This window comes from Gordonia sp. G4, assembly GCF_057770005.1.
Genome location: NZ_CM173442.1, coordinates 1,195,324 through 1,214,819 on the forward strand (window position 1 = coordinate 1,195,324; position 19,496 = coordinate 1,214,819).

Here is a 19,496-nt window from a genome sequence, read left to right on the forward strand (position 1 = left end):
GTATCCCGGATCAGGGTGCGCTTTGTCCCGGTTACCGGGACAAAGCGCAACGTGATGGACTTCTCCGGTCAGTCCGCTGTCCGCGAGAGCGCGTGCAGATCCTTTGCCGTGGGCGACTTCTCGACCGTCTCTGGGTCGGGGTAGGTGTGCAACAACCGGTCGGCGGTCCCGGCCGTCGTGACCGCGAACCAGTAGTGCTCGTTGCGATAGTGGTGAAAGCGGTGATTCCGCCACAACCGGCGATAGTATGCGTGGCGCGGCCGGTAGTCGGAGTGGATCAGATAGTGCGTCCACTCGTAGACCAGGCCGATCGCGGCGAGCGTCGCCATGAACGTGAGACCGCGTTCGGCAGAAGTGAATACGACGAGACCCACCGCGACAGCTGCCAGGACGACCGGGACCAGGACCTGCCACGGGATGAACACCAGCGGGATGTTCCTGGGATCCGAATGGTGTTCCCGATGCTTGCGCGCCACCAGCGGGTCGATGGTGATCGGACCAACCCGCTTCGGCCGCCAATGCAGGACGAAGACGTGAATCAGCCATTCCGCCAGCGGGAAGCTCGCGATCATCACCACGGGAATCAGCAGATCGGCAATCCCCCATCCGCCCAACCATGTTCGCGCCGTGAGCGAGGTCGCGAGGAAGGCGGCGATCATCCACGGTGACGGATGCCGGAGGAACTCGACGAATGCGTCGCGCAGACTCGTCGTCCGCCGTGACCGCATCCGCCGTTCCTCGGCCGCCACCTGCTTGCGTGCCCTGGCGTCGATGTCATCGCCGGGTGGGTCGCCGCGGTGTGGGTCGTCGTTGCGCATCTCGTGGGCAGACATCAGCTCTCCTGTCCGGCGTCGGACTCGGCGTCCTCGAGTGCTCGACAGAGGTCGAGCAGGGCCGCGGTCGCGGGCGTGAGGAGTTCACGGGCCGCGGCCTCGGCGCGTTCGGGATCATGGGTCGCGACCGCGTCGACGACCGCGCGATAACCGTCGATGTTCCCGACCTCGGGCTCCAACATCGACGCGAGCGCGGGAACCGCCGGCTCATAGGCGGCGCGGAGCGAGTTGTACATGAGCCGGAAGGCGATGGAGTCGGCCGCGTCGACGACCGTGCTCCAGAACTCGAGAGCCGCGACCTGCTGTCCGACCGGGTCCGGCTCGGCGGCCAGATCGGCGAGGACCGCCGTCAGTCGTGCGATGTGATCGTCGGTCGCCCGCCTCGCCGCGAGGCCCGCGACGTCCGGGCCGATCGCGGCGCGCGCCTCGACGATCGAGCGCGCGACGCTCGGCACCAGTGCACCGCCCCGGATCAGCAATCGCGGCAGCAGATCGAGGCCACCGGTCCGGGCTATGTCCTGGACCCGTGCACAGTCGCCCTGGCGGATCGAGACCAGTCCCGCCGCCGCCACCCGTTTGAGGGCCTCCCGCACGGTGGGTCGCGAGACGCCGAGGATGCGCGCGAGCTCACGTTCGCTGGGCAGGGCCTCCCCGGCCGGCAGATCACCGGACAACACGCCTTCGACGATCTGACCGAAGACGATCTCGGGTGCGCTCTGCTGCGTCACCGGTTCGAAAGGCATGCTCGAACCGTAGATGCGGGCGGCCTGGTGGTCAAGTGGTCTTACCAATATTCCCGGCGGAATCAACCGCGACATTCGTCGTTGTACTCAGCATGAGCGACGCCACCGCAACCTCTGCCGCCCCGCTGACCGCCGACGACCTCGAATTCCTGGCCCGCCCCCTCCTCGGCTTCTTCTCGACCGCGAGCGGCCCGACGCCCCCGCAACCGCGGCCGGTCTGGTTCGAAGCGACCCCGGACGGTGAGATCCAGATCTTCACCGGCCCCGATTCGATCAAGGTCCGCCGCCTCGCCGACGACCCGCGCGCGTCGATCGTGGTCGCGTCCCCGGTCGAGGAACGCGAGCGCTGGATCTCCCTGTCCGGTCCCGCCCGCGTCGAGACCGACGGTACGGCCGCACGTGAACTCGCGGCCCGACTCGCCGACCGCTACTGGGACCTCGACGACCCCACCCGCGCACAGGATCTCGCCGAGATCCTCGCCGACGACTGGGTGCGGATCGTCATCCGGCCGGAGAAGATCCGGCGACTCAGCTTCTGACGGCGGTAGGGCCCGACTCCCAGGCCGACGAGCCGCTGCTCATCGCAGCTGATCGAGCAGCCGCAGCCACACCTCGCTGATGGTCGGATACGACGGAACCGCGTGCCACAGCCGCGGCAGCGGGACCTCACCGACGATCGCGACCGTCGCCGAATGCACGAGTTCCGCGGTCTGCGACCCCACGAACGTGGCACCGACGAGGACATCGCGGCTCGCGTCGACGACGAGACAGGCGTGGCCCGAGTACTCGGGATCGGTCAGATACGACCCCGCCACCGAGATGTCCCCGTCGGCGATCCGCACGTCGATGCCGGCGTCTTTCGCCTGCTTCTCGGTCAGCCCGACCGATGCGACCTCCGGCCGGATGAACACCACCTGCGGTACGGCACCGTGATCCGACGTGGCGAGGTATCGCGGGCCGTCGAGGTCGCGGCCCTGTGCGCGCGCGGCGATCACGTCCCCGGCCACCCGCGCCTGATACTTACCCATGTGTGTCAACGCATTCCGGCCGTTGACGTCGCCCACCGCGTACAGCCACGGACGACCTGTCACCGTCAGGTGGTCGTCGACTCGCAGCGGGCCGCCAGCCTCGAGGCCCACCGATTCCAGACCGAGATCCCGCGTCGCGGGCGATCGTCCCGCGGCGACCAGGATCTCGTCGACGACCAATCGGCCGGCGCCGTCCCCGGCGAGCTCGACGGTCGCGGGTCCGCCGTGGACGCGTCCGTAGCCGGTGTCGGCGACGCCGGGCCGGTCGACGGACTCGATCGTCGTACCGAACCGGATGTCGACGCCGCGATCGGTGGACGAGTCCGCGGCCCGACGCGCGACGAACGGCTCCATCTTGGGCAGCAACCGGTCACCCCGGATGGCCATCACGACCTGACGCACCCCCAGGTCGAGCAACCAGGTCACCGCCTCGCAGGCCACCACTCCGCCGCCCAGGACGAGGACACGATCCGGTACCTCGACGAGGTTGGTCGCGTCGCGGGAGGTCCACGGGAGTGCGTCGGCCAGACCAGGTGTCGGCGGGATCGATGCCGTGCTCCCGGTCGCGACGACCACCGCCTCGCGCGCCGTCAGCACCGTGTCGCCCACGGTCACCTGCCGCTCACCCGTGATGCGGCCGTGTCCGCGGATCACCTCGATCCCCGCACCCTCGGCCCACCTGACCTGCCCCGCATCGTCATGGGTGGCACCGGGCCCGTCGCGGCGCCCGGTCACGGTGTCGCGCCAGCCGAGGACTCCGGGGGCGTCGGGCAGGTCCCCGCTCACGCGTTCACGCGCGCCCGCCAGCGCACGTGCTTCCGCCAGCGCGGACCCGGGACCCAGCAACGCCTTGCTCGGCATACACGCCCAGTACGAGCATTCACCGCCCATGAGCTCGTGCTCGATGACGACAGCGGTTCGATCACTGCCCCGGATCGCGTAATCGGCGACGTTCTCGCCCACCGGACCGCCGCCGATCACGACGACGTCGAAGGTTGACTCCATCGGTTCAGGGTAGGTGGGATTCGTGCCCGCGGTCGGCGAGTATGCGGACACCACGTCTCGAGTTTCGCCCACGGCAGATGCGGCTGACGAATATCTGATCCGATGACAGGATGGAGCGCGTGACCGCATCGAATACTGACCTCAACTCCGGACTCGACCTCGAGTGGGTCGACGATTCTGTCCGCATCCAGGACGATCTGTTCGCCCACGTGAACGGTAAGTGGCTCGAGTCGCATGCCATCCCGGAAGACCGCTCGGTCGACGGCGCGTTCCACGTGCTCCGCGACAATTCCGAGGAGAACGTGCGCGACATCATCACCGAATGCGCGGCGTCGAACCCGGAGAGCGGCTCCGACGAGCAGAAGATCGGCGACCTGTACGCCTCGTTCATGGACACCGACCACATCGAGGCCCTCGGGATCGGCCCGATCACCGGCGAACTGGAGAAGATCGCCGCCATCGACTCGGTCGAGGCGCTCGCCCGGCGGATCGGCCGGCTCCAGCGGCACGGCACGGGTGGCCTGTTCGGCTACTACGTGGACACCGACGCCAAGCAGTCCGACCGTTACCTCGTGCACCTGACGCAGTCTGGCCTCGGACTGCCCGACGAGTCCTACTACCGAGAGGACAAGCACGCCGACACCAGGACGGCATACGTCGCACACGTCGAGCGCATGTTCGCGCTGGCCGGGTTCGACGACGCCGCCGCTCGGGCAGCGGCGATCCTCGACCTCGAGACAGCGATCGCCGGCCGGCACTGGGACGTGGTTCGGCGACGCGATGCCGAGCTCACCTACAACCTCATGTCGTTGGACGAGTTGACCGCCACGGCAGCGGGATTCCCGTTCGCGGAGTGGTTCGGCGGCCTGGGCACCAGCGGCGACGCCACCTTCGCCGAGGTCGTCGTCGCGCAGCCGTCCTTCGTGTCGGGCGTCGGCGAACTCGTCGCCGAGCGCCCGCTGGACGAATGGAAGACCTGGCTGACCTGGCGCCTGCTGCGCTCCGCGGCACCGTATCTGTCCTCGCCGTTCGTCGACGAGAACTTCGACTTCTACGGCCGCACCCTGACCGGCGCGGAGACGAACCGTGACCGGTGGAAGCGGGGCGTCGGGTTCGTCGAGGGCGCGATGGGCTTCGCGGTCGGCAAACTCTATGTGGCCAAGCACTTCCCACCCGAGGCCAAGGCGCGGATGGACGAGCTGATCGCCAACTTGGTGGAGGCCTACCGCCGCAACATCTCCGACCTGCCGTGGATGACGCCGGAAACCCGGGAGCGGGCCCTCGTCAAACTCGGCAAGTTCAACCCGAAGATCGGCTATCCGGCCAAGTGGCGAGACTACAGTTCGTTGACCGTCGACCGTGGCGACCTCATCGGGAACGTGGCACGCGCCTCGTCGTTCGAGCAGGATCGCGAGTTCGCCAAGATCGGTGCGCCCGTCGACCGTGACGAGTGGTTCATGACCCCGCAGACGGTCAACGCCTACTACAACCCCGGCATGAACGAGATCGTGTTCCCGGCCGCGATCCTGCAGCCGCCCTTCTTCGACCCCGACGCCGACGACGCGGTCAACTACGGCGGCATCGGCGCGGTCATCGGGCACGAGATCGGGCACGGCTTCGACGACCAGGGCGCCAAGTACGACGGCGACGGCAACCTCGTCGACTGGTGGACCGACACCGACCGCACCGAGTTCTCCTCGCGGACACGCAAACTCATCGACCAGTACGGGGAGTTCACGCCGACCGGGCTCGATCCCGAGCACAAGGTCAACGGCGACTTCACCATCGGCGAGAACATCGGCGACCTCGGCGGGTTGTCGATCGCTCTCGTCGCGTACCAGATCGCGACCGAGGGCGCCGGCTCCGAGCCACCGGTCATCGACGGCCTGACCGGGACGCAGCGCGTGTTCTACAGCTGGGCGCAGATCTGGCGGACCAAGACCCGTGACGCCGAAGCCATCCGGCGCCTCTCGATCGACCCGCACTCACCGCCGGAGTTCCGCTGCAACGGCGTCGTCCGCAACATGGATGCGTTCTACGACGCCTTCGACGTCGAGCCGGGGGACGCGCTGTATCTCGACCCGGCCGAGCGCGTGCGGATCTGGTGAACGACGTTCCCGGCGGCACGGGTCCGCGAGACACGCCTGCGCCGGGCACGGCCGCATCACTGGGTCTGGTGCGGGGGCGCGATCTCACGATCGCGCTGCTGCGGCCGATCGGCGCGGCGGTCCTCCTGCTGACGGGTTACTTCCTGCTGCCCATCAACAAGGCCAGTGACGTCAACTACCTGGGTCTGATCATCGGTGCCGTGGCGTTGATCTGGTTCTGCGTCTGGGAGGTCCGCCGGTTCAGCCACTCGGACCGGCCGGTCGCGACCGCGATGGAGATGCTCGTGGCACTGGCGAGCTTCTACATCGTCGTGTTCGCCACGACCTATTTCCTGTTCTCCGAGTACGACAACGGGAGTTTCAACGAGTCACTGACACGCGTCGATGCGCTGTACTTCTGTCTGACGGTCTTCACCACGACGGGGTTCGGCGACATCGCACCGGACTCGCAGGGCGCCCGGGTCGCGGTGTCGATCCAGATGGCCAGCACGCTGGTGCTGCTCGGACTGGGACTGCGGTTCCTCAACCTGCTGGTCAACGAGCGACGCCAGATCACCGTGCGGTGATCTGGCGTCGCTTGCTCGCCCGCGGCGATTCCGTGGACCCTGGCCGGTCGGCTCAGTAGTCGTCGTCGCTGTAGACGATCATGCCGCGGATGTTGTTGCCCGCCAGCATGTCGTCGTAGGCCTCGTTGATCTGATCGAGACGGTAGGTCTGGGTCACCAGGTCGTCGAGGTTGAGCTTGCCCGCCCGGTACTCGTTGAGCAGCGCCGGGACCTGCGTCCGGGGACTCGCGCCACCGAAGATCGCGCCCTGCACGCGCTTCTGCATGAGAGTGAGATCGAAGAGGTTCATCTGGGCGTCCATAGAGGCGAAGTTGCCCATGCCCACCACGACGACCTGTCCCGCCTTGCCTGTCAGTGCGAGGGCCGGGGCGATCATCGAGCCGTCGATCTCACCGACCGTCAGGATGGTGGTGTTGGCCATCTTGCCCCAGGTGATGTCGCCGATCGCCTCGAGCGCCTCCTCCATCGACGAGAAGGTGTGTGTGGCACCGAGCTTCTCGGCCATCTGCAGCTTGAACGGCACAGGGTCGACGGCGATGACGTTACGTGCGCCGGCCGCGGCCGCTCCCTGCACCGAGTTGATGCCCACGCCACCGATGCCCACGATGACGACGGTGTCGCCGGCGTGGGTTCCGCCGATCTCGACAGCCGACCCCCATCCGGTGGCGACACCACAGCCGAGCAGCGCCGCTGCCTGGAGGGGGATGTCGTCTTCGATCTTGACCAGGGACGCCTGGTTGACGGTGATGTAGGGCGCGAACGTACCGAGCATGCACATCTGCACCAGGGGCACCCCGTCGTGCGTGTACGCGCGGTTGGTGTCGTCGGCGATGGACAAACCGGTCAGCAGGCGCGCACCCTCGTCGCAGATGTTCTGCTGGCCGCGCGAGCACGGCTCACACGTGCCGCAGGCGGGGATGAACGCGGTGACGACGTGATCGCCTTCTTTGAGGCGGGTGACGCCCGGCCCCACCTTGGTCACGACACCGGCACCCTCGTGACCTCCGAGTACCGGCATGGGCGCCGGGCTGTCGCCGGTGCGCAGATGGTGATCCGAGTGGCACAGACCCGAGCTGACGAGTTTGACCTGGACTTCACCCGCGACCGGATCGCCGAGCTCGAACTCCTCGATCTTCCACTCTTCGCCCGGATTGCGCAGAACTGCACCTTTGGTCTTCATTCGTGCTCCTTGCTCGTGCTACCCCGACTCGGGGCGTCAGATATCGCCGTCTGCTTATGCGACGTAGATCACATGGTGGTCCACTGCCGACACTCTCGCAGGCGTTTCACTCGATCCATGGCACAGGATTGGGGGTGACGTTCCAGCCTCTCGATCCGGCGGGGCGCCACAGGTCACCGGCGACCTCGGGTACGGCCGCACGGTCGACGACAAAAGGCGCACAGTCGACGATGTGGGCCGCACAGTCGACGAGAAAAGCCGCCCAGTCGACGAGAAAGGCCGCACGGTCGACGACGCGGGGTTCGGCGGCACCGGCACCGACGGTCGACCCGCGCACACCGGAAACCCCCTCAGGGGCAACAGAGTTGACCGATTTCGCGTCTCCGGATCGAGGAAGGGGTTAGCGTCGGGGTATTCCGATTCCGAAGTGTCTGGCTGGTGATCTCATGACTCTCATCGAACACAAGGCGGAGGGCCGGCAGGACTTCTCCTCGTTGCGACAGGGCGGTCTCAACTGGGACTCGTTTCCGTTGCGGCTCTTCGTGAAAGGCAACGCCCGGTTCTGGGACCCGGCCGCCATCGACTTCTCCCAGGACGCACAGGACTGGGTCGAGCTCACCGACGAACAGCGCCGGAGCGCCACCTACCTGGTGAGTCAGTTCATCGCGGGCGAGGAAGCGGTCACCCAGGACATCCAGCCGTTCATGAAGGCGATGGCGACCGAGGGCCGCTTCGGCGACGAGATGTACCTGTCGCAGTTCTGCTTCGAGGAGGCCAAACACACCCAGGTGTTCCGGCGATGGATGGACGCCGTCGGCCTCACCGGCGACCTCCAGGGCTTCGTCAGCGCGAATCCCTACTATCACCAGCTGTTCTACGAGGAGTTGCCGGCGTCGCTGCGCGTCCTCGACCACGACCCGTCGCCGCGCAACCAGATCCGCGCCAGCGTCACCTACAACCACGTGATCGAGGGCAGCCTGGCGCTCACCGGTTACCACGCCTGGCAGAAGGTGTGCACGAGGTACGGGATCTTCCCCGGGATGCAGAAGCTCATCCGATTCATCGGCGACGACGAGCGCCGGCACATGGCGTGGGGAACGTTCACGTGTCGCCGGCACGTCGCGGCCGACGACACACTGTGGGATGCCGTCGGCGAACGCATGAACGAACTGCTGCCACTCGCACTGGGCATGATCGAGTGGGTCAACCAGCAGTTCGAGGTCCAGCCCTTCGGGCTCGACAACGACGAGTTCCTCGCCTACGCCGCCGACCGCGCCCAGCGCCGCCTCTCGGCGATCGAGTCCGCCCGGGGACGTCCGGTCGCCGAGATCGACCTCGACTACTCCCCCGAGGTGCTCGAAGACGAGTTCGGCGAGGACGACGCCGTCCGCCTGCAGATGTGACGGTCCCTCACCGCGCGTCGAGGTCGATGACGTCCCGGCTTCGCGAACCCACGAACCGCCGGTCGTGGCTCACCAGGAGCAGTCCCGCGCCGTCGGCGACGAGGTCGTCGAGCAGCGAGGCCACGGCGCGCGCGGCGACCGGGTCCAGCATCGCGGTCGGTTCGTCGCACAGCACGACCCGCGGCTGCTGCACCACGAGCCTGCCGAGACATGCCCGCTGGAGTTGACCGTCGCTCACCTGTGACGGGTAGCGGTCGAGTAGAGCGGGGTCGAGCCCGACGCGGGTCGCGGCACGTTCGACGTCACAGTCGCGTCTCGCGATCGCCGCGGGTTCGGCAACGATCCGGCGCAACGTCCATCGCGGGTTGGTGACCAGCCGTGGATGCTGGGCGATCAGACCGAGGTCACCGGGGCGCCGGCCGTCCCGCCACTCGACCGTCCCCGCCGCCGGGTCCGCGAGCCCCGCGAGGATGCGCAGCAGCGTCGTCTTGCCACTCCCCGATCGCCCGACCACCCCGGTCACCGAGCCGGGCCCGACGCCGACGTCGAGGCTCTCGAAGACGACTGTGTCTCCGAACCGGGCCGTCAGGCCCGCGCCGACGAGGAGGTCGCCGGCGATCACGGCACCCGCTCGAAGAAGCCCGCAACATAGGCGTCGTCGGACGCCGCGATCTGATCGAGCCGGCGATGGTCGACGATCCGTCCCGCCCGCATGACGGCCACCGAATCGCACCCGCGCCGCATCGTCTCCACGTCATGGGTGATGACGAGGACCGCCGCGCCGGCCCGCGCCGTGTCGGTGAGGAGTTGCCAGATGTCGGCGGCGAGTTCGGCGTCCAAGGCCGAGGTGGGCTCGTCGGCGACGATCGTGTCCGGGTCACCGGCCAGTGCCGCGGCGATCGCGGCGCGCTGCGCCATGCCGCCGGACAGCTCGTGCGGATACAGCCGTAGTGCATCGGGGTCGAGGTGCACGCGCCGGCACAGCTCGACGGCATCCTGCGACCTGCCGAGGATGCCGATCACCTCGTCGAGCTGGGCGCCGACGCTGCGCACGGGCGTGAACGAGGTCGACGCCGACTGGGGAACGTGGCCGACGCGATGCCCGCGAAGACCTCGCCAGCGGTGGTCGGCGCCGGCGAGTTCGCGATCGGTGAAGACCTCGTCGCCGACCCGAAGCCGTCCGGTCGGCACCGAACCCGGCGGGAGCAGACCGGACAGTACGGCCGCGACCATCGACTTGCCGCAGCCGGACTCGCCCACGAGCGCGGTCATCGATCCGGCGGGTAGGGGCAGCGTGACGTCGTCGAGGACGCGGACCACCGACCGGTTCCACCGATTCCGCGCCACGATATCGACCGTCACCCCGTCGAGCCCGGCGCTCATCGCCACACCTCACCGACAGGTGGCGACGTGGCGCGTCGCAGCGACGACGCCGCGGCCGCACACGCGAGGGCCGTGAGCATCAGGGCGACGCCGGGCACCACCAACGTCCACCACGCACCGGTGAGGATGTCACCCCGCGCCTGCCCGAGCAGCGTTCCGAGACTCGCGGCGTCCGGGGAGAGTCCGACGCCCAGGAACGACAGCGTCGTCTCGTGCCAGACCGCATGCGGCAGCAACACGGTCATCGCCACCAGCACCTGGCCGCTCACCGCGGGCAACAGATGACGCACGGCGATGAAGGTGCGGGAGGCGCCGGCGAGCCGAGCCGATTCGACCCACCCCGACGACCTCGCCTCGAGCAGTTCGGCTCGCACCACGCGCGCCACGGACGGCCAGTGGGTCAGCGCGATCGACGCGATGATCGCGACCGGCTCACCGCGCCACATCGCGGCGATGACGACTCCGACGACCAGGTGTGGCAAGGCGTTGACGCCGTCGACGACGCGCATGACCACCGCGTCGAACCACCCGCCGACCGTCACCGCACCGAGCCCGACAAGGACGCCGAGAGCCGTCGCCAGGACGGCGCACGCGGCGGCGATCAGCAGCGATATCCGCACACCCTCGGCGGTTCTGACACCGAGGTCGTATCCCGAGTGATCGGTCCCCAGCGCGGCCTGCGCCCCTGGCGGCAGCAACGAACGAGCGAAGTCGGCGGTCTGTTCGCCTGCGACCACAGGCCACCCGACCGCGGTGACGGCCAGGACCGCCAGCACCACCCACGGTGCGACCACGGCGGCGCGGTGACCGATCGCGGCCCGACGGCGCTCGACCGGCACACCCGTCGCCCCACCGAGGGCCGTCATGCGGTCAGCCCGATCCGCGGATCGATCCACACCGCCGCCGCATCGGACAGCGCCGACCCGAGCAGGACGAGTACGGCCGATCCGACGGCGAGCGCGGCCAGCAACGAGAAGTCGAGCGCCACCGCGGAATCCACGAGCGCCTCGGCGAGACCCGGCCAACCGAAGACGGTCTCGACGATCGCGGCGCCGGCGATCAGCTCGGGCAGGCGGGTGCCCAGGAGCGCGAGCGTGGGCAACACCGACACCGGTACAACGTGCCCCCTGAGCAGCGCCCAGCCGTCGACTCCCCGAGCGCGTGCGGCCCGGACCGCGTCCGAGGCGGCGGCATCGACGACGGCCGCCCGCATGGTCAGCAGCAACCACGGAACCATCGACACGGTCAGCGCCAGGTACGGCAACACGGCGTGGGTGAGCAGTCCCTCGACCGAGTAGTCGTCGCCGGGGCGTCGGGCACCGGAGGTCGGAAACCACCCGAGCGTGACCGCGAAGGTGCTGACCAGCACCAGGGACACCACGAACGGCGGGGTCGCGGCGAGCATGGCCGCCAGCGCGGTACACGCCCGGTCGATCAGCCCGCCGCGCCGCATGCCGATGACGGCGCCGCCGACCACGGCGATCAGGGCCGCGGAGACCAGTGCGGCCGTCGAGATCCCGACGGTGAACGGAAGCCGTTGCACGAGCACGTCTCCCACCGCCCGGCCCTGGGTCGCGGACCAGCCCAGGTCACCGTGCAGCAGTGCACCCCACCAGTTCCACCACGCGCTCAGCCAGTGCTGGTCCAGGTCGTAGGCGGCCGCGATCGCCTCCCGCTGCGCGGGGGTCGCCGACTGGTAGTTGTCGCCGAGATGGGCGGTGAGCGGATCGAACGGCGACGCCGCGGCGACGGCGAAGATCCCCAGCGACACCAGGATCGTCGTGGGGATCATCACGAGGATGCGCCGGATCAGAAGCCGTCCGGCTCGCCGTGCGCGCGAGTTCCCCCGCCGCGACCGTTCGTGCCGCGGCCGCTGCTGGCGTGACCGGTTCGCTGGGTCGACGCCGGGTGCCGACCGGACTTCCGGGGCGAGTGAGGTCATGAGACCGGTTGCCATGACGGCACGTTCCACCAGGGGCCCCAGGTGACGCCGTGTGAGTGCGGCTCCAGGATGGGTGCGTCGTGCCGCCAGCCGTCGCCGCGGGAGGCGTAGGTGTGGTGCAGGAAGGCCAGGAAGACGTAGGACGGCGCGGCCGCGTAGACCTGCTGGATGCGTTGGTACCGCTGGTCGTTCTCCGGTCCGGGTGCGCTCGCACGCGCCTCGTCGAGCAGCGCGTCGAGTCCCGGAGCGGTGAGGTCGCCGGGGTTCGCGTACCGCGACGAGTTCGCGACTCGCGTGTGCAGGGTGTCGTGGACCTGGGAGTCGATGGCATAGGGCGTCGCTCCCCCGCCCAGAAGAACTGCGGCCGTGCTCAATTCGGAGTCGATGTCGTCCCAGCTCGTGCCGCGGGTCAGCACCTCGACGCCGATCCGTTTCATCGACGCGGCGAAGGCCACCGCGAGGTCGCGGCGCAGGGTGTCCTGGGCGTTGTACAGGAGGGGGAACGATGCCCGGTCGGCACCGCGGACCCGGATCCCGTCGGCACCCGGTCGCCACCCGGCCGCGTCGAGTGCGTCCTCCGCACCCTCGGGGTCGAAGTCGAACTGCGCTTCCTCGTCGTAGACGTCCGGCCCGTACACCGAGGCGATCGGCGTGCTGGCGGGTTCGCCGTCGCCGGTGAGCACGTCGTCGACGACGGCCTGCCGGTCGACGCCCAGGTTCATGGCGAGGCGGGCGGCCGGGTCAGCGGTGAACGGGTTCGTGCTCGGCAGCGAGATACCGCGCCAGTCAGCGGATTTCACCGTGACCACGTCGATCCCGTCACGTCCCTCGAGGCTCGCGGCGAGCCTCGGCGGCAGGTTGGCACCGTCGATCTCGCCGGCCGAGATCCGTTGTGCGCGCGTGTTGTCGTCGGGAACGTGGGTGTAGACGATGCGTTGGACCGTCGGCCGCTTGCCCCAGTAGTCCTCGCGGGCAACGAGAACGGCCTGATCGGGGTCGAGCGACTCGAGCCGGTACGCCCCGGTGCCCACCGGCTCGGTGTTCAGCGCCCACTCCGCGGCCGGCGCGTCCTCCACCCGCTCCGAGGGCACGACGCCCATGAGCAGGTACGGCGACGGATCGGCGTCGGTGTTCATCCGCACCGTGACCGCCCCGGGCCCATCGGCCTCGACCGCGACGATCGGCGCGAAGTCGGTCGCGATCTCGGACGCAACCCGTGGATCGACGACCGCCCGGTAGGTCGCGACGACGTCGGCGGCGTCGAAAGCGGTGCCGTCGGAGAAGGTGACACCGGTCTTGAGGGGCACCCGCCAGGTACGCGGGGCGACGCGCTCGGGCCGCGACCGGGCAAGGGCCGGGACGAGCTCGGGAACGCGGTCGTCATCGTCCGCGGCCGGGATGAGCAGACCGTCGAAGACGGGCGAGACGCCGAGTTGCGCGTAACCCAGCATCGGGTTGAAGTCGCCGAGTCCCTGGCCCTCTGCGAGCACGATCTGGTCGGTCACGGGCGTGCGGCCCGGGGTCGAGCATCCCGCCAGTGCGACCGTCGCGATCAGCACCGCCACTCCCGCCGCGACGAGGCGACGGACGGTGGATGACGATCCACCAACACCTGTGTACACAGACACATGTTCTCCCAGACACGCATTTGCCGCCACCTGAGGCGGTGGTGAACGATGGGCACACCACTGACGCGAGCGACGAGGAGGAGCCGGTGACCGACTTCGACCCAGACTCATTCGACCCAGACTCATTCGACGCAGACTCATTCGACCCGGACTCATTCGACGCCGACTCCTGGGCTGCGCGGTTCATGCTGCTCAGCGATCCGAACCGCCTACGACTCGTCGCGGAGATGCACGCTCGGCCCGGTTCGACGGTCGCCGAACTGGCCACCCGTATCGGCATCACGGAGAACGCCGCGTCCCAGTCGATCCGCAAACTGCGCGACCAGGGATGGGTCCGCTCGGAGAAAGCCGGACGGATGGTCCACTACGAGGTCGTCGGCGACGCGATCGTGCATCGCATCCTGCACGACATCATCGGGGTCGGGCACCTCACCGCCGCAGACCGGTCGGATCACGCCCACCCGGTGACAACGGATTAGAACACGTTCTAGTCTGGTCGACGTGGATGTCACCTTCGAAGCGACCAAACGGGAACTGACGACCGATCAGGGCACGCTGCGCTATCACGAGGCCGGCGACGCCGACGCGCCGCCATTGATCCTGTTGCACGGATCCGGGCCCGGTGTGACCGGCTGGCGCAACTACCGCGGAAATCTCGGGCAGTTCGCACAGACACACCGCTGTTTCGTGATCGAGTTCCCCGGGTTCGGGGTCAGCGATGCCGTTGAGGGCCACCCGGTGCTGACCGCCGGCAGTTCGGTCATCCGGTTCATGGACGCACTCGACATCGACAAGGCCGCGATGATCGGGAACTCCATGGGCGGCGTCGTCGGCGTCAACCTGGCGATCAAGAAGCCCGAGCGTGTCGAGAAGCTCGTCACCATCGGCGGCGTCGGCCCGAATGTGTTCAGCCCCAGCCCCAGTGAAGGCCTGCGCCTGCTGCAGGAGTTCACCGACGCCCCGGACCGGGACAAGCTCGTCCGCTGGCTCACGTCGATGGTCTTCGATCGCTCGCTGGTCACCGAGGAACTCATCGCCGAGCGCTGGGAGGCCGCCATCAATCCCGACGCGCAGAAGACGGCGCAGATGATGTACGGCTCAGCGGCATTCGAGATGCAGCAGCAGTTCATGGCCGCCTCCGACACACCGCCGTACTGGGCATCGATGCACAAGGTCGCCTGTCCCACACTGCTGACCTGGGGCCGCGACGACCGCGTCAGCCCGCCGGACATGGCGATGATCCCGATGCGACTGATCCCCGACGCCGAGCTGCACATCTTCCCGAAGTGCGGGCACTGGGTGATGATCGAGGCCAAGGCCGCCTTCGAGGCGACCGTGGGGGCCTTCCTCGCACGGTGATCCACTAACCTCGCCTGCATGGATGGTGTCGACGTCATCGTGTCCCATTGGGCCGTCGCCCGGCCCGAGCTCGATGTCTCGGCGCTCAAGGTGTTCGGCCGGCTCCACCGCAGCTTTCTCGTCTACAAGGCGCGCATCGCGTCCACCTTCGACGAGCACAACATCACCGACTCCGGCTTCGACGTCCTCGCGTGCCTGCGCCGAGCCGTTCCCGACCACCGTCTGACCGCGGGCGAACTCGCCGAGCAGACCCTCGTCACCACGGGCGGTCTGTCGTTGCGCGTCAAACGACTCGAGGACGCGGGGTTCGTGACGCGCACTCGAGACCGTTCGGACGCGCGTGTGGTCTACGTCGAACTGACTCCCGAGGGCGCGGCTCTCGTCGACCAGATCGCCGACGAGCACTTCGCGAAGCTCCGCACCATGCTCGCCGAACTCTCCGAGGACGAGGCCGCCGACCTCGCCCGCCTCCTGGGCGCGCTCGAGCACTCGGCACGATTCGCGGTTCTCGGTGACGGGCTCGATCCCGGCGAAGCGGACCCGATCGCAGCCGTCTGAGCGACGCGCTCAAAACTTTTTCGGGCCGCCCGTGATGGCCGACACATGCGGTGTGACCTGCATCTCTTCCGTTTCGGACGCGTAAATCCCGTGTAACAAGCCCCTGTAGTGGGCTTCTTCGAGGTTGACCTCTTAGCGCTAAGGCTTTACAACTGTCTTAGCGCAAAGATATTTGGTTCGGCTTTCGGCCACCTCCTCTGAACGGATTCACATGCCCCTCGTGACGAGTACCTCCACCCATCCCGGGATCGACGCCCGCGATCTCGACGACCGCATCTACGTCGGCGGGCACTGGGAGGTCGGCGCCGGCGACCTGATCGAGTCCGTGGACCCCGCGACGGGCCGGGTCTTCGCGACGCTGCACGGGGCCACGCCAGCCGACGTCGACACCGCGGTCCGCGCCGGCCTCCGCGCGGCCCACGAAAGCGGTTGGGCGAGTGCACTTCCCCACGAACGCGCGGCGGTGCTGCACCGGATCGGCGACGGGATCGACGCCGCCCGGGATCGCATTGCACGCCTGCAGACCCTCGACACCGGCAAGACCCTTGCCGAGACGTCGGCTCTTGCCGCGAGTGCGGCCAACACCTTCCGGTACATGGCCGCCGCGGCGGAGACCTCCGACGGAGTGCTCACGACCCCGCGCGGCCCGTGGCTCACGATGTCGACGCACCGCCCCATGGGCGTCGTCGGCGCCATCACGCCGTGGAACTCGCCGATCGCCTCCGACGCCCAGAAGCTGGCACCCGCGCTGGCCGCGGGCAACGCGGTGGTCAGCAAGCCGCCGGTCTGGGCGCCCTGGGTGACCCTGCTGCTGGCCCGCATCTGCGAGGGGGCCGGCCTGCCGCGCGGTGTCCTGTCCGTCCTTCCCGGACCGGGCCGGACCGTCGGCGAAACACTGGTCCGCCACCCCGACGTCGCGAAGGTCAGTTTCACCGGCGGGACGAGCACCGGGCGGCACCTCGGCCGGATCGCGGCCGACAAGCTCATGCCGATCACCCTCGAGCTGGGCGGCAAGTCCCCGACCATCGTCTTCGCCGACGCCGACGTCGAGCGCGCCACGCAGGGAGTGCTGTACGGCATCTTCTCCTCCAGCGGGCAGAGTTGTATCGCCGGCTCGCGAGTGTTCGTCCAGCGCAGCATCTTCGAGGCCTTCACCGACGATCTGGTGCGTCGCACCCAGCGACTGCGCATCGGTCCGGGTACCGACCCCGCCACCGACGTCGCGCCGATGATCTCGGCTGCACACCGCGATTCGGTCGCCGCGCAGGTCAGCCAAGCCGTGGCCGACGGCGCCGAATTACGCTGCGGTGGAGTCGTTCCCGTCGACGGTCCGCTGGCGGACGGCTGGTACTACCCACCCACGATCCTGACCGGGGTGTCGAACACCGACCGGATCAGCCAGGAGGAGATCTTCGGGCCGGTCGCGGTGATCATCCCGTTCGACGACGAGGCCGACGTCGTGGCCCAGGCCAACGACACCGTCTACGGACTCGCCTGCGGCGTGTGGACCGAGGACTATCGGCGCGCCCTGCGGCTCGGCGACGCCGTCGACGCCGGAACCGTCTGGGTCAACACCTACAAGCAGTTCTCGATCTCGACGCCGTTCACCGGTCTCCGCGACAGCGGGCTCGGCACCGAGAAGGGACGCGAGGCGATCCGGCAGTACTCCGACCAGAAGAGCATCTACCTCGACCGCAGCGACGAGCCGATCGCGTGGGGTCGCCACCCGTGACCGCTCGGACCGTGCACCCCGACGAACCGCCCACCCCGATGAAAGGACCCACGCCCATGACCGCCCCTGCCTCGATCGACACCGCCCCGATCGACTCCGCCCCGATCGACACCGCCGCAACCGAACAGGCCACCGCGCACCCGTACAGTCCCGCATTCGCCGTCGCCGGTTTCGGATTCGTGTCGGGCGCACTGTCGGTGGACGAGAACGGCGTTGCCGTACCGGGTGTCGAAGCCGCCCTCGACGCGGCGATGGCCCGTCTCGGCGAACGCCTGGCCACCATCGACATGACCCTGTCCGACGTCGTCAAGACCACCTATTTCGTCACCGACGTCTCCCTGCGCGATGCCGCGAACCGCCACTACGAGAGCGTCTTCGACGCACCGCGCCCGGCCCGGTCCTTCGTCGAGGTGGCCGCGCTGCCCTACGGCGCGACCGTCGAGATCGAAGCGATCGCCCACGCGTCCTGACCACAGCCCACGACCCCACCCCAGAACCGAGAGGAACCATCCCATGACCGCACCAGAGAAGACCGTCGCCGACCTCGAGCAGCAGATCGACTCCTGCATCGCCAGCCGAGAGACCCGCCACGAGGACTGGGACACCCTCGGATTCCAGGCCGCCGCCGGCGGTGACCGCTTCAAGCGCGCCCAGATCCGCTACATCGGCTCAGGTGCCACCGGCAACCACGAGAACGACAGCCGGACACTGCCGTCGGACCACTTCACCTTCTCCAACATGCGCCTGCCCGCAGGCGCCGTCGGACCCGAGCACACCCACCACGACGTCGAAGAGGTGTTCTTCGTCCTCGAAGGCGAGCTCGAGGTCGCCGTCCACGACGTGGAGGACGGGACCAAGAAGGCCGTTCGTCGCCTCGGATACCGCGACCTGATCCGCGTCCCCGCCGGCGTCCCCCGCAGCCTCGCCAACGTCGGCGACACCGACGCGCTGTTCTGCGTGATCATCGGCGCCGAGAAGCCGCAGCTGCCCACCTACCCGCCGAGCTCGGAGATGTTCGGCGTCACGCGCTGAACGCCGGCGTTCGCCACCGAACCTGACCACGAGAGGTATCCGCGATGTCCACAGACACCACGAGAGTTCTTCGGGTGCACCAGAAGACCTGGGAGGCCGACGGCGTCACGAGCGTGACGCTCGTCGATCCGTCCGGGGCCGCGCTCCCCGCGTGGGAACCCGGAGCCCACGTTGCACTTCGTCTGTCGGACGGACTCGTTCGGGAGTACTCGCTGTGCTCGGCGCCGGAGGACACGTCACGATGGACCGTGGCCGTCCTCCGGGCCGAGAACTCCCGGGGCGGAAGCACCTACGTGCACGACCGGCTGCCCGTCGGCGCCGAGATCGAGGTCGACGGCCCGCGCAACGCCTTCTCGATCGATACCGATGCCGCACACCACATCCTGATCGCCGGCGGGGTCGGAATCACCCCGATCGTCGCGATGATGCGCCGGCTGGAGTCCGAGGGCAGGTCCTGGCAGATGCTGTACGCGGGCCGGTCACGACGGTCGATGGCCTTCGTCGACGAGGTGGCCGCGCACTCGGCGTCGACCGTTCATGCCGACGACGAGCGCGGCGGATTGCCCGACCTGAGAGCGCTGTTCGAGGACGTCCCGCCCGGATCGGTGGCGTACTGCTGCGGGCCCGGCGCACTGCTCGACGCGGTCGCCACCGTCGTGCCATCGGACATCTCCCTGCGCAGCGAACGTTTCGCCGCGCCCGTCGTCGAGGTGGACACCAGCGGGGACACCGCGTTCGACGTCGTTCTCGACCGGACCGGGCAGCGTATCCCGGTACCGGCCGACAAATCCGTGCTCGACGCACTCGCCGACGCGGGCGTCGATGTCCCCAGCTCCTGCACGGAAGGCATCTGCGGCACCTGCGAGGTCGCGGTCGTCAAGGGCGACCTCGACCACCGCGACTTCGTACTCACCGACACCGAACACGCGAGCGGTCAGCTGATGCTTCCCTGCGTCTCACGTTGCCGCTCAGCCGAACTCGTACTCGACATCTAGA

General features: G+C 68.6%; 21 protein-coding genes. 11 read left to right on the top strand and 10 right to left on the bottom strand.

Features of this window, described 5'->3' with window-relative positions:
• Positions 1-68 precede the first annotated feature (68 nt).
• Together AC3B5T_RS05180 and AC3B5T_RS05185 are read right to left on the bottom strand one after the other, a co-directional pair.
• On the bottom strand, positions 69-833 hold the full coding sequence (locus tag AC3B5T_RS05180) for a sterol desaturase family protein (protein WP_488358368.1): 765 nt from the start codon (positions 831-833) through the stop codon (positions 69-71).
• Complete coding sequence (locus AC3B5T_RS05185) at positions 833-1,576, bottom strand: FadR/GntR family transcriptional regulator (protein ID WP_488358370.1); 744 nt, start codon at positions 1,574-1,576, stop codon at positions 833-835. Before AC3B5T_RS05185 ends, AC3B5T_RS05180 begins: the two co-directional genes overlap by 1 nt.
• Positions 1,577-1,668: 92 nt before the next feature.
• Between AC3B5T_RS05185 and AC3B5T_RS05190 the strand changes: the two genes are divergently transcribed.
• Positions 1,669-2,115, top strand: coding sequence for a pyridoxamine 5'-phosphate oxidase family protein (locus AC3B5T_RS05190; RefSeq protein ID WP_488358371.1), 447 nt, complete (start codon positions 1,669-1,671; stop codon positions 2,113-2,115).
• Positions 2,116-2,154: 39 nt separating this feature from the next.
• Here the strand turns inward: AC3B5T_RS05190 and AC3B5T_RS05195 are convergent, their stop codons facing one another.
• A complete protein-coding gene (locus tag AC3B5T_RS05195; RefSeq protein WP_488358372.1) occupies positions 2,155-3,609 on the bottom strand; it encodes a dihydrolipoyl dehydrogenase family protein in 1,455 nt (484 codons plus the stop codon).
• A 110-nt stretch (positions 3,610-3,719) separates the two neighbouring features.
• Here AC3B5T_RS05195 and AC3B5T_RS05200 point away from each other — a divergent pair, with 110 nt between their 5' ends.
• Positions 3,720-5,717, top strand: coding sequence for a M13 family metallopeptidase (locus AC3B5T_RS05200; RefSeq protein WP_044507357.1), 1,998 nt, complete (start codon positions 3,720-3,722; stop codon positions 5,715-5,717).
• The gene (locus tag AC3B5T_RS05205) at positions 5,714-6,283 is read left to right on the top strand and encodes a potassium channel family protein (RefSeq protein ID WP_055475625.1); all 570 of its coding nucleotides are present in this window, start codon (positions 5,714-5,716) and stop codon (positions 6,281-6,283) included. The genes AC3B5T_RS05200 and AC3B5T_RS05205 overlap by 4 nt, the downstream gene beginning before the upstream one ends.
• Before the next feature lie 52 nt (positions 6,284-6,335).
• On the opposite strand, the gene AC3B5T_RS05210 is transcribed toward AC3B5T_RS05205, so the two are convergent.
• The gene (locus AC3B5T_RS05210) at positions 6,336-7,463 is read right to left on the bottom strand and encodes an NDMA-dependent alcohol dehydrogenase (protein WP_010843300.1); all 1,128 of its coding nucleotides are present in this window, start codon (positions 7,461-7,463) and stop codon (positions 6,336-6,338) included.
• Positions 7,464-7,569: 106 nt separating this feature from the next.
• Positions 7,570-7,800 (bottom strand): hypothetical protein, encoded by a 231-nt coding sequence (locus AC3B5T_RS05215; protein WP_488358374.1) that lies wholly within the window; start codon positions 7,798-7,800, stop codon positions 7,570-7,572.
• A 109-nt stretch (positions 7,801-7,909) separates the two neighbouring features.
• Between AC3B5T_RS05215 and AC3B5T_RS05220 the strand changes: the two genes are divergently transcribed.
• Positions 7,910-8,866: a R2-like ligand-binding oxidase gene (locus tag AC3B5T_RS05220; protein ID WP_010843299.1), complete on the top strand. Its 957-nt coding sequence runs from the start codon at positions 7,910-7,912 to the stop codon at positions 8,864-8,866.
• Between the two features lie 7 nt (positions 8,867-8,873).
• Here AC3B5T_RS05220 and AC3B5T_RS05225 read toward each other — a convergent pair whose 3' ends face one another.
• The 5 genes from AC3B5T_RS05225 to AC3B5T_RS05245 are packed head-to-tail and all read right to left on the bottom strand — an operon-like array spanning position 8,874 to position 13,750.
• The gene (locus AC3B5T_RS05225; protein ID WP_010843298.1) at positions 8,874-9,488 is read right to left on the bottom strand and encodes an ABC transporter ATP-binding protein; all 615 of its coding nucleotides are present in this window, start codon (positions 9,486-9,488) and stop codon (positions 8,874-8,876) included.
• Positions 9,485-10,249 (bottom strand): ATP-binding cassette domain-containing protein, encoded by a 765-nt coding sequence (locus tag AC3B5T_RS05230; protein WP_488358376.1) that lies wholly within the window; start codon positions 10,247-10,249, stop codon positions 9,485-9,487. Before AC3B5T_RS05230 ends, AC3B5T_RS05225 begins: the two co-directional genes overlap by 4 nt.
• Positions 10,246-11,115, bottom strand: a complete 870-nt coding sequence (locus AC3B5T_RS05235; protein WP_488358377.1) for an ABC transporter permease — start codon at positions 11,113-11,115, stop codon at positions 10,246-10,248. The genes AC3B5T_RS05230 and AC3B5T_RS05235 overlap by 4 nt, the downstream gene beginning before the upstream one ends.
• Positions 11,112-12,206 carry an ABC transporter permease gene (locus tag AC3B5T_RS05240; RefSeq protein ID WP_488358378.1) on the bottom strand — a complete coding sequence of 365 codons (1,095 nt, stop codon included), beginning with the start codon at positions 12,204-12,206 and terminating at the stop codon, positions 11,112-11,114. Before AC3B5T_RS05240 ends, AC3B5T_RS05235 begins: the two co-directional genes overlap by 4 nt.
• Entirely contained in the window at positions 12,188-13,750 is a 1,563-nt protein-coding gene (locus AC3B5T_RS05245; protein ID WP_488358749.1) for an ABC transporter substrate-binding protein, read from the bottom strand. The genes AC3B5T_RS05240 and AC3B5T_RS05245 overlap by 19 nt, the downstream gene beginning before the upstream one ends.
• A gap of 254 nt (positions 13,751-14,004) precedes the next feature.
• Between AC3B5T_RS05245 and AC3B5T_RS05250 the strand changes: the two genes are divergently transcribed.
• The 7 genes from AC3B5T_RS05250 to AC3B5T_RS05280 all read left to right on the top strand — a co-directional run bounded on the left by AC3B5T_RS05250 (position 14,005) and on the right by AC3B5T_RS05280 (position 19,495).
• Entirely contained in the window at positions 14,005-14,298 is a 294-nt protein-coding gene (locus AC3B5T_RS05250; protein ID WP_044508236.1) for a helix-turn-helix domain-containing protein, read from the top strand.
• A gap of 22 nt (positions 14,299-14,320) precedes the next feature.
• The gene (locus AC3B5T_RS05255) at positions 14,321-15,178 is read left to right on the top strand and encodes an alpha/beta fold hydrolase (RefSeq protein WP_014928770.1); all 858 of its coding nucleotides are present in this window, start codon (positions 14,321-14,323) and stop codon (positions 15,176-15,178) included.
• Positions 15,179-15,196: 18 nt separating this feature from the next.
• Entirely contained in the window at positions 15,197-15,736 is a 540-nt protein-coding gene (locus AC3B5T_RS05260) for a MarR family winged helix-turn-helix transcriptional regulator (protein ID WP_488358379.1), read from the top strand.
• A gap of 211 nt (positions 15,737-15,947) precedes the next feature.
• Positions 15,948-17,468 carry an aldehyde dehydrogenase gene (locus tag AC3B5T_RS05265; RefSeq protein ID WP_055475624.1) on the top strand — a complete coding sequence of 507 codons (1,521 nt, stop codon included), beginning with the start codon at positions 15,948-15,950 and terminating at the stop codon, positions 17,466-17,468.
• A 56-nt stretch (positions 17,469-17,524) separates the two neighbouring features.
• Entirely contained in the window at positions 17,525-17,938 is a 414-nt protein-coding gene (locus AC3B5T_RS05270) for a RidA family protein (RefSeq protein ID WP_055475687.1), read from the top strand.
• A gap of 43 nt (positions 17,939-17,981) precedes the next feature.
• The gene (locus AC3B5T_RS05275; RefSeq protein WP_010843288.1) at positions 17,982-18,500 is read left to right on the top strand and encodes a cupin domain-containing protein; all 519 of its coding nucleotides are present in this window, start codon (positions 17,982-17,984) and stop codon (positions 18,498-18,500) included.
• A 44-nt stretch (positions 18,501-18,544) separates the two neighbouring features.
• The gene (locus AC3B5T_RS05280; protein WP_488358380.1) at positions 18,545-19,495 is read left to right on the top strand and encodes a PDR/VanB family oxidoreductase; all 951 of its coding nucleotides are present in this window, start codon (positions 18,545-18,547) and stop codon (positions 19,493-19,495) included.
• Position 19,496: the final 1 nt, after the last annotated feature.

What these genes read in the sequence shown, in the direction of transcription:
- AC3B5T_RS05180 (WP_488358368.1), bottom strand. Translation starts at nt 833, where the DNA reads ATGTCTGCCCACGAGATGCGCAACGACGACCCACACCGCGGCGACCCA.
- AC3B5T_RS05185 (WP_488358370.1), bottom strand. Translation starts at nt 1,576, where the DNA reads ATGCCTTTCGAACCGGTGACGCAGCAGAGCGCACCCGAGATCGTCTTC.
- AC3B5T_RS05190 (WP_488358371.1), top strand. Translation starts at nt 1,669, where the DNA reads ATGAGCGACGCCACCGCAACCTCTGCCGCCCCGCTGACCGCCGACGAC.
- AC3B5T_RS05195 (WP_488358372.1), bottom strand. Translation starts at nt 3,609, where the DNA reads ATGGAGTCAACCTTCGACGTCGTCGTGATCGGCGGCGGTCCGGTGGGC.
- AC3B5T_RS05200 (WP_044507357.1), top strand. Translation starts at nt 3,720, where the DNA reads ATGGAGCGCGTGACCGCATCGAATACTGACCTCAACTCCGGACTCGAC.
- AC3B5T_RS05210 (WP_010843300.1), bottom strand. Translation starts at nt 7,463, where the DNA reads ATGAAGACCAAAGGTGCAGTTCTGCGCAATCCGGGCGAAGAGTGGAAG.
- AC3B5T_RS05220 (WP_010843299.1), top strand. Translation starts at nt 7,910, where the DNA reads ATGACTCTCATCGAACACAAGGCGGAGGGCCGGCAGGACTTCTCCTCG.
- AC3B5T_RS05230 (WP_488358376.1), bottom strand. Translation starts at nt 10,249, where the DNA reads ATGAGCGCCGGGCTCGACGGGGTGACGGTCGATATCGTGGCGCGGAAT.
- AC3B5T_RS05235 (WP_488358377.1), bottom strand. Translation starts at nt 11,115, where the DNA reads ATGACGGCCCTCGGTGGGGCGACGGGTGTGCCGGTCGAGCGCCGTCGG.
- AC3B5T_RS05240 (WP_488358378.1), bottom strand. Translation starts at nt 12,206, where the DNA reads ATGGCAACCGGTCTCATGACCTCACTCGCCCCGGAAGTCCGGTCGGCA.
- AC3B5T_RS05250 (WP_044508236.1), top strand. Translation starts at nt 14,005, where the DNA reads ATGCTGCTCAGCGATCCGAACCGCCTACGACTCGTCGCGGAGATGCAC.
- AC3B5T_RS05260 (WP_488358379.1), top strand. Translation starts at nt 15,197, where the DNA reads ATGGATGGTGTCGACGTCATCGTGTCCCATTGGGCCGTCGCCCGGCCC.
- AC3B5T_RS05265 (WP_055475624.1), top strand. Translation starts at nt 15,948, where the DNA reads ATGCCCCTCGTGACGAGTACCTCCACCCATCCCGGGATCGACGCCCGC.
- AC3B5T_RS05270 (WP_055475687.1), top strand. Translation starts at nt 17,525, where the DNA reads ATGACCGCCCCTGCCTCGATCGACACCGCCCCGATCGACTCCGCCCCG.
- AC3B5T_RS05275 (WP_010843288.1), top strand. Translation starts at nt 17,982, where the DNA reads ATGACCGCACCAGAGAAGACCGTCGCCGACCTCGAGCAGCAGATCGAC.
- AC3B5T_RS05280 (WP_488358380.1), top strand. Translation starts at nt 18,545, where the DNA reads ATGTCCACAGACACCACGAGAGTTCTTCGGGTGCACCAGAAGACCTGG.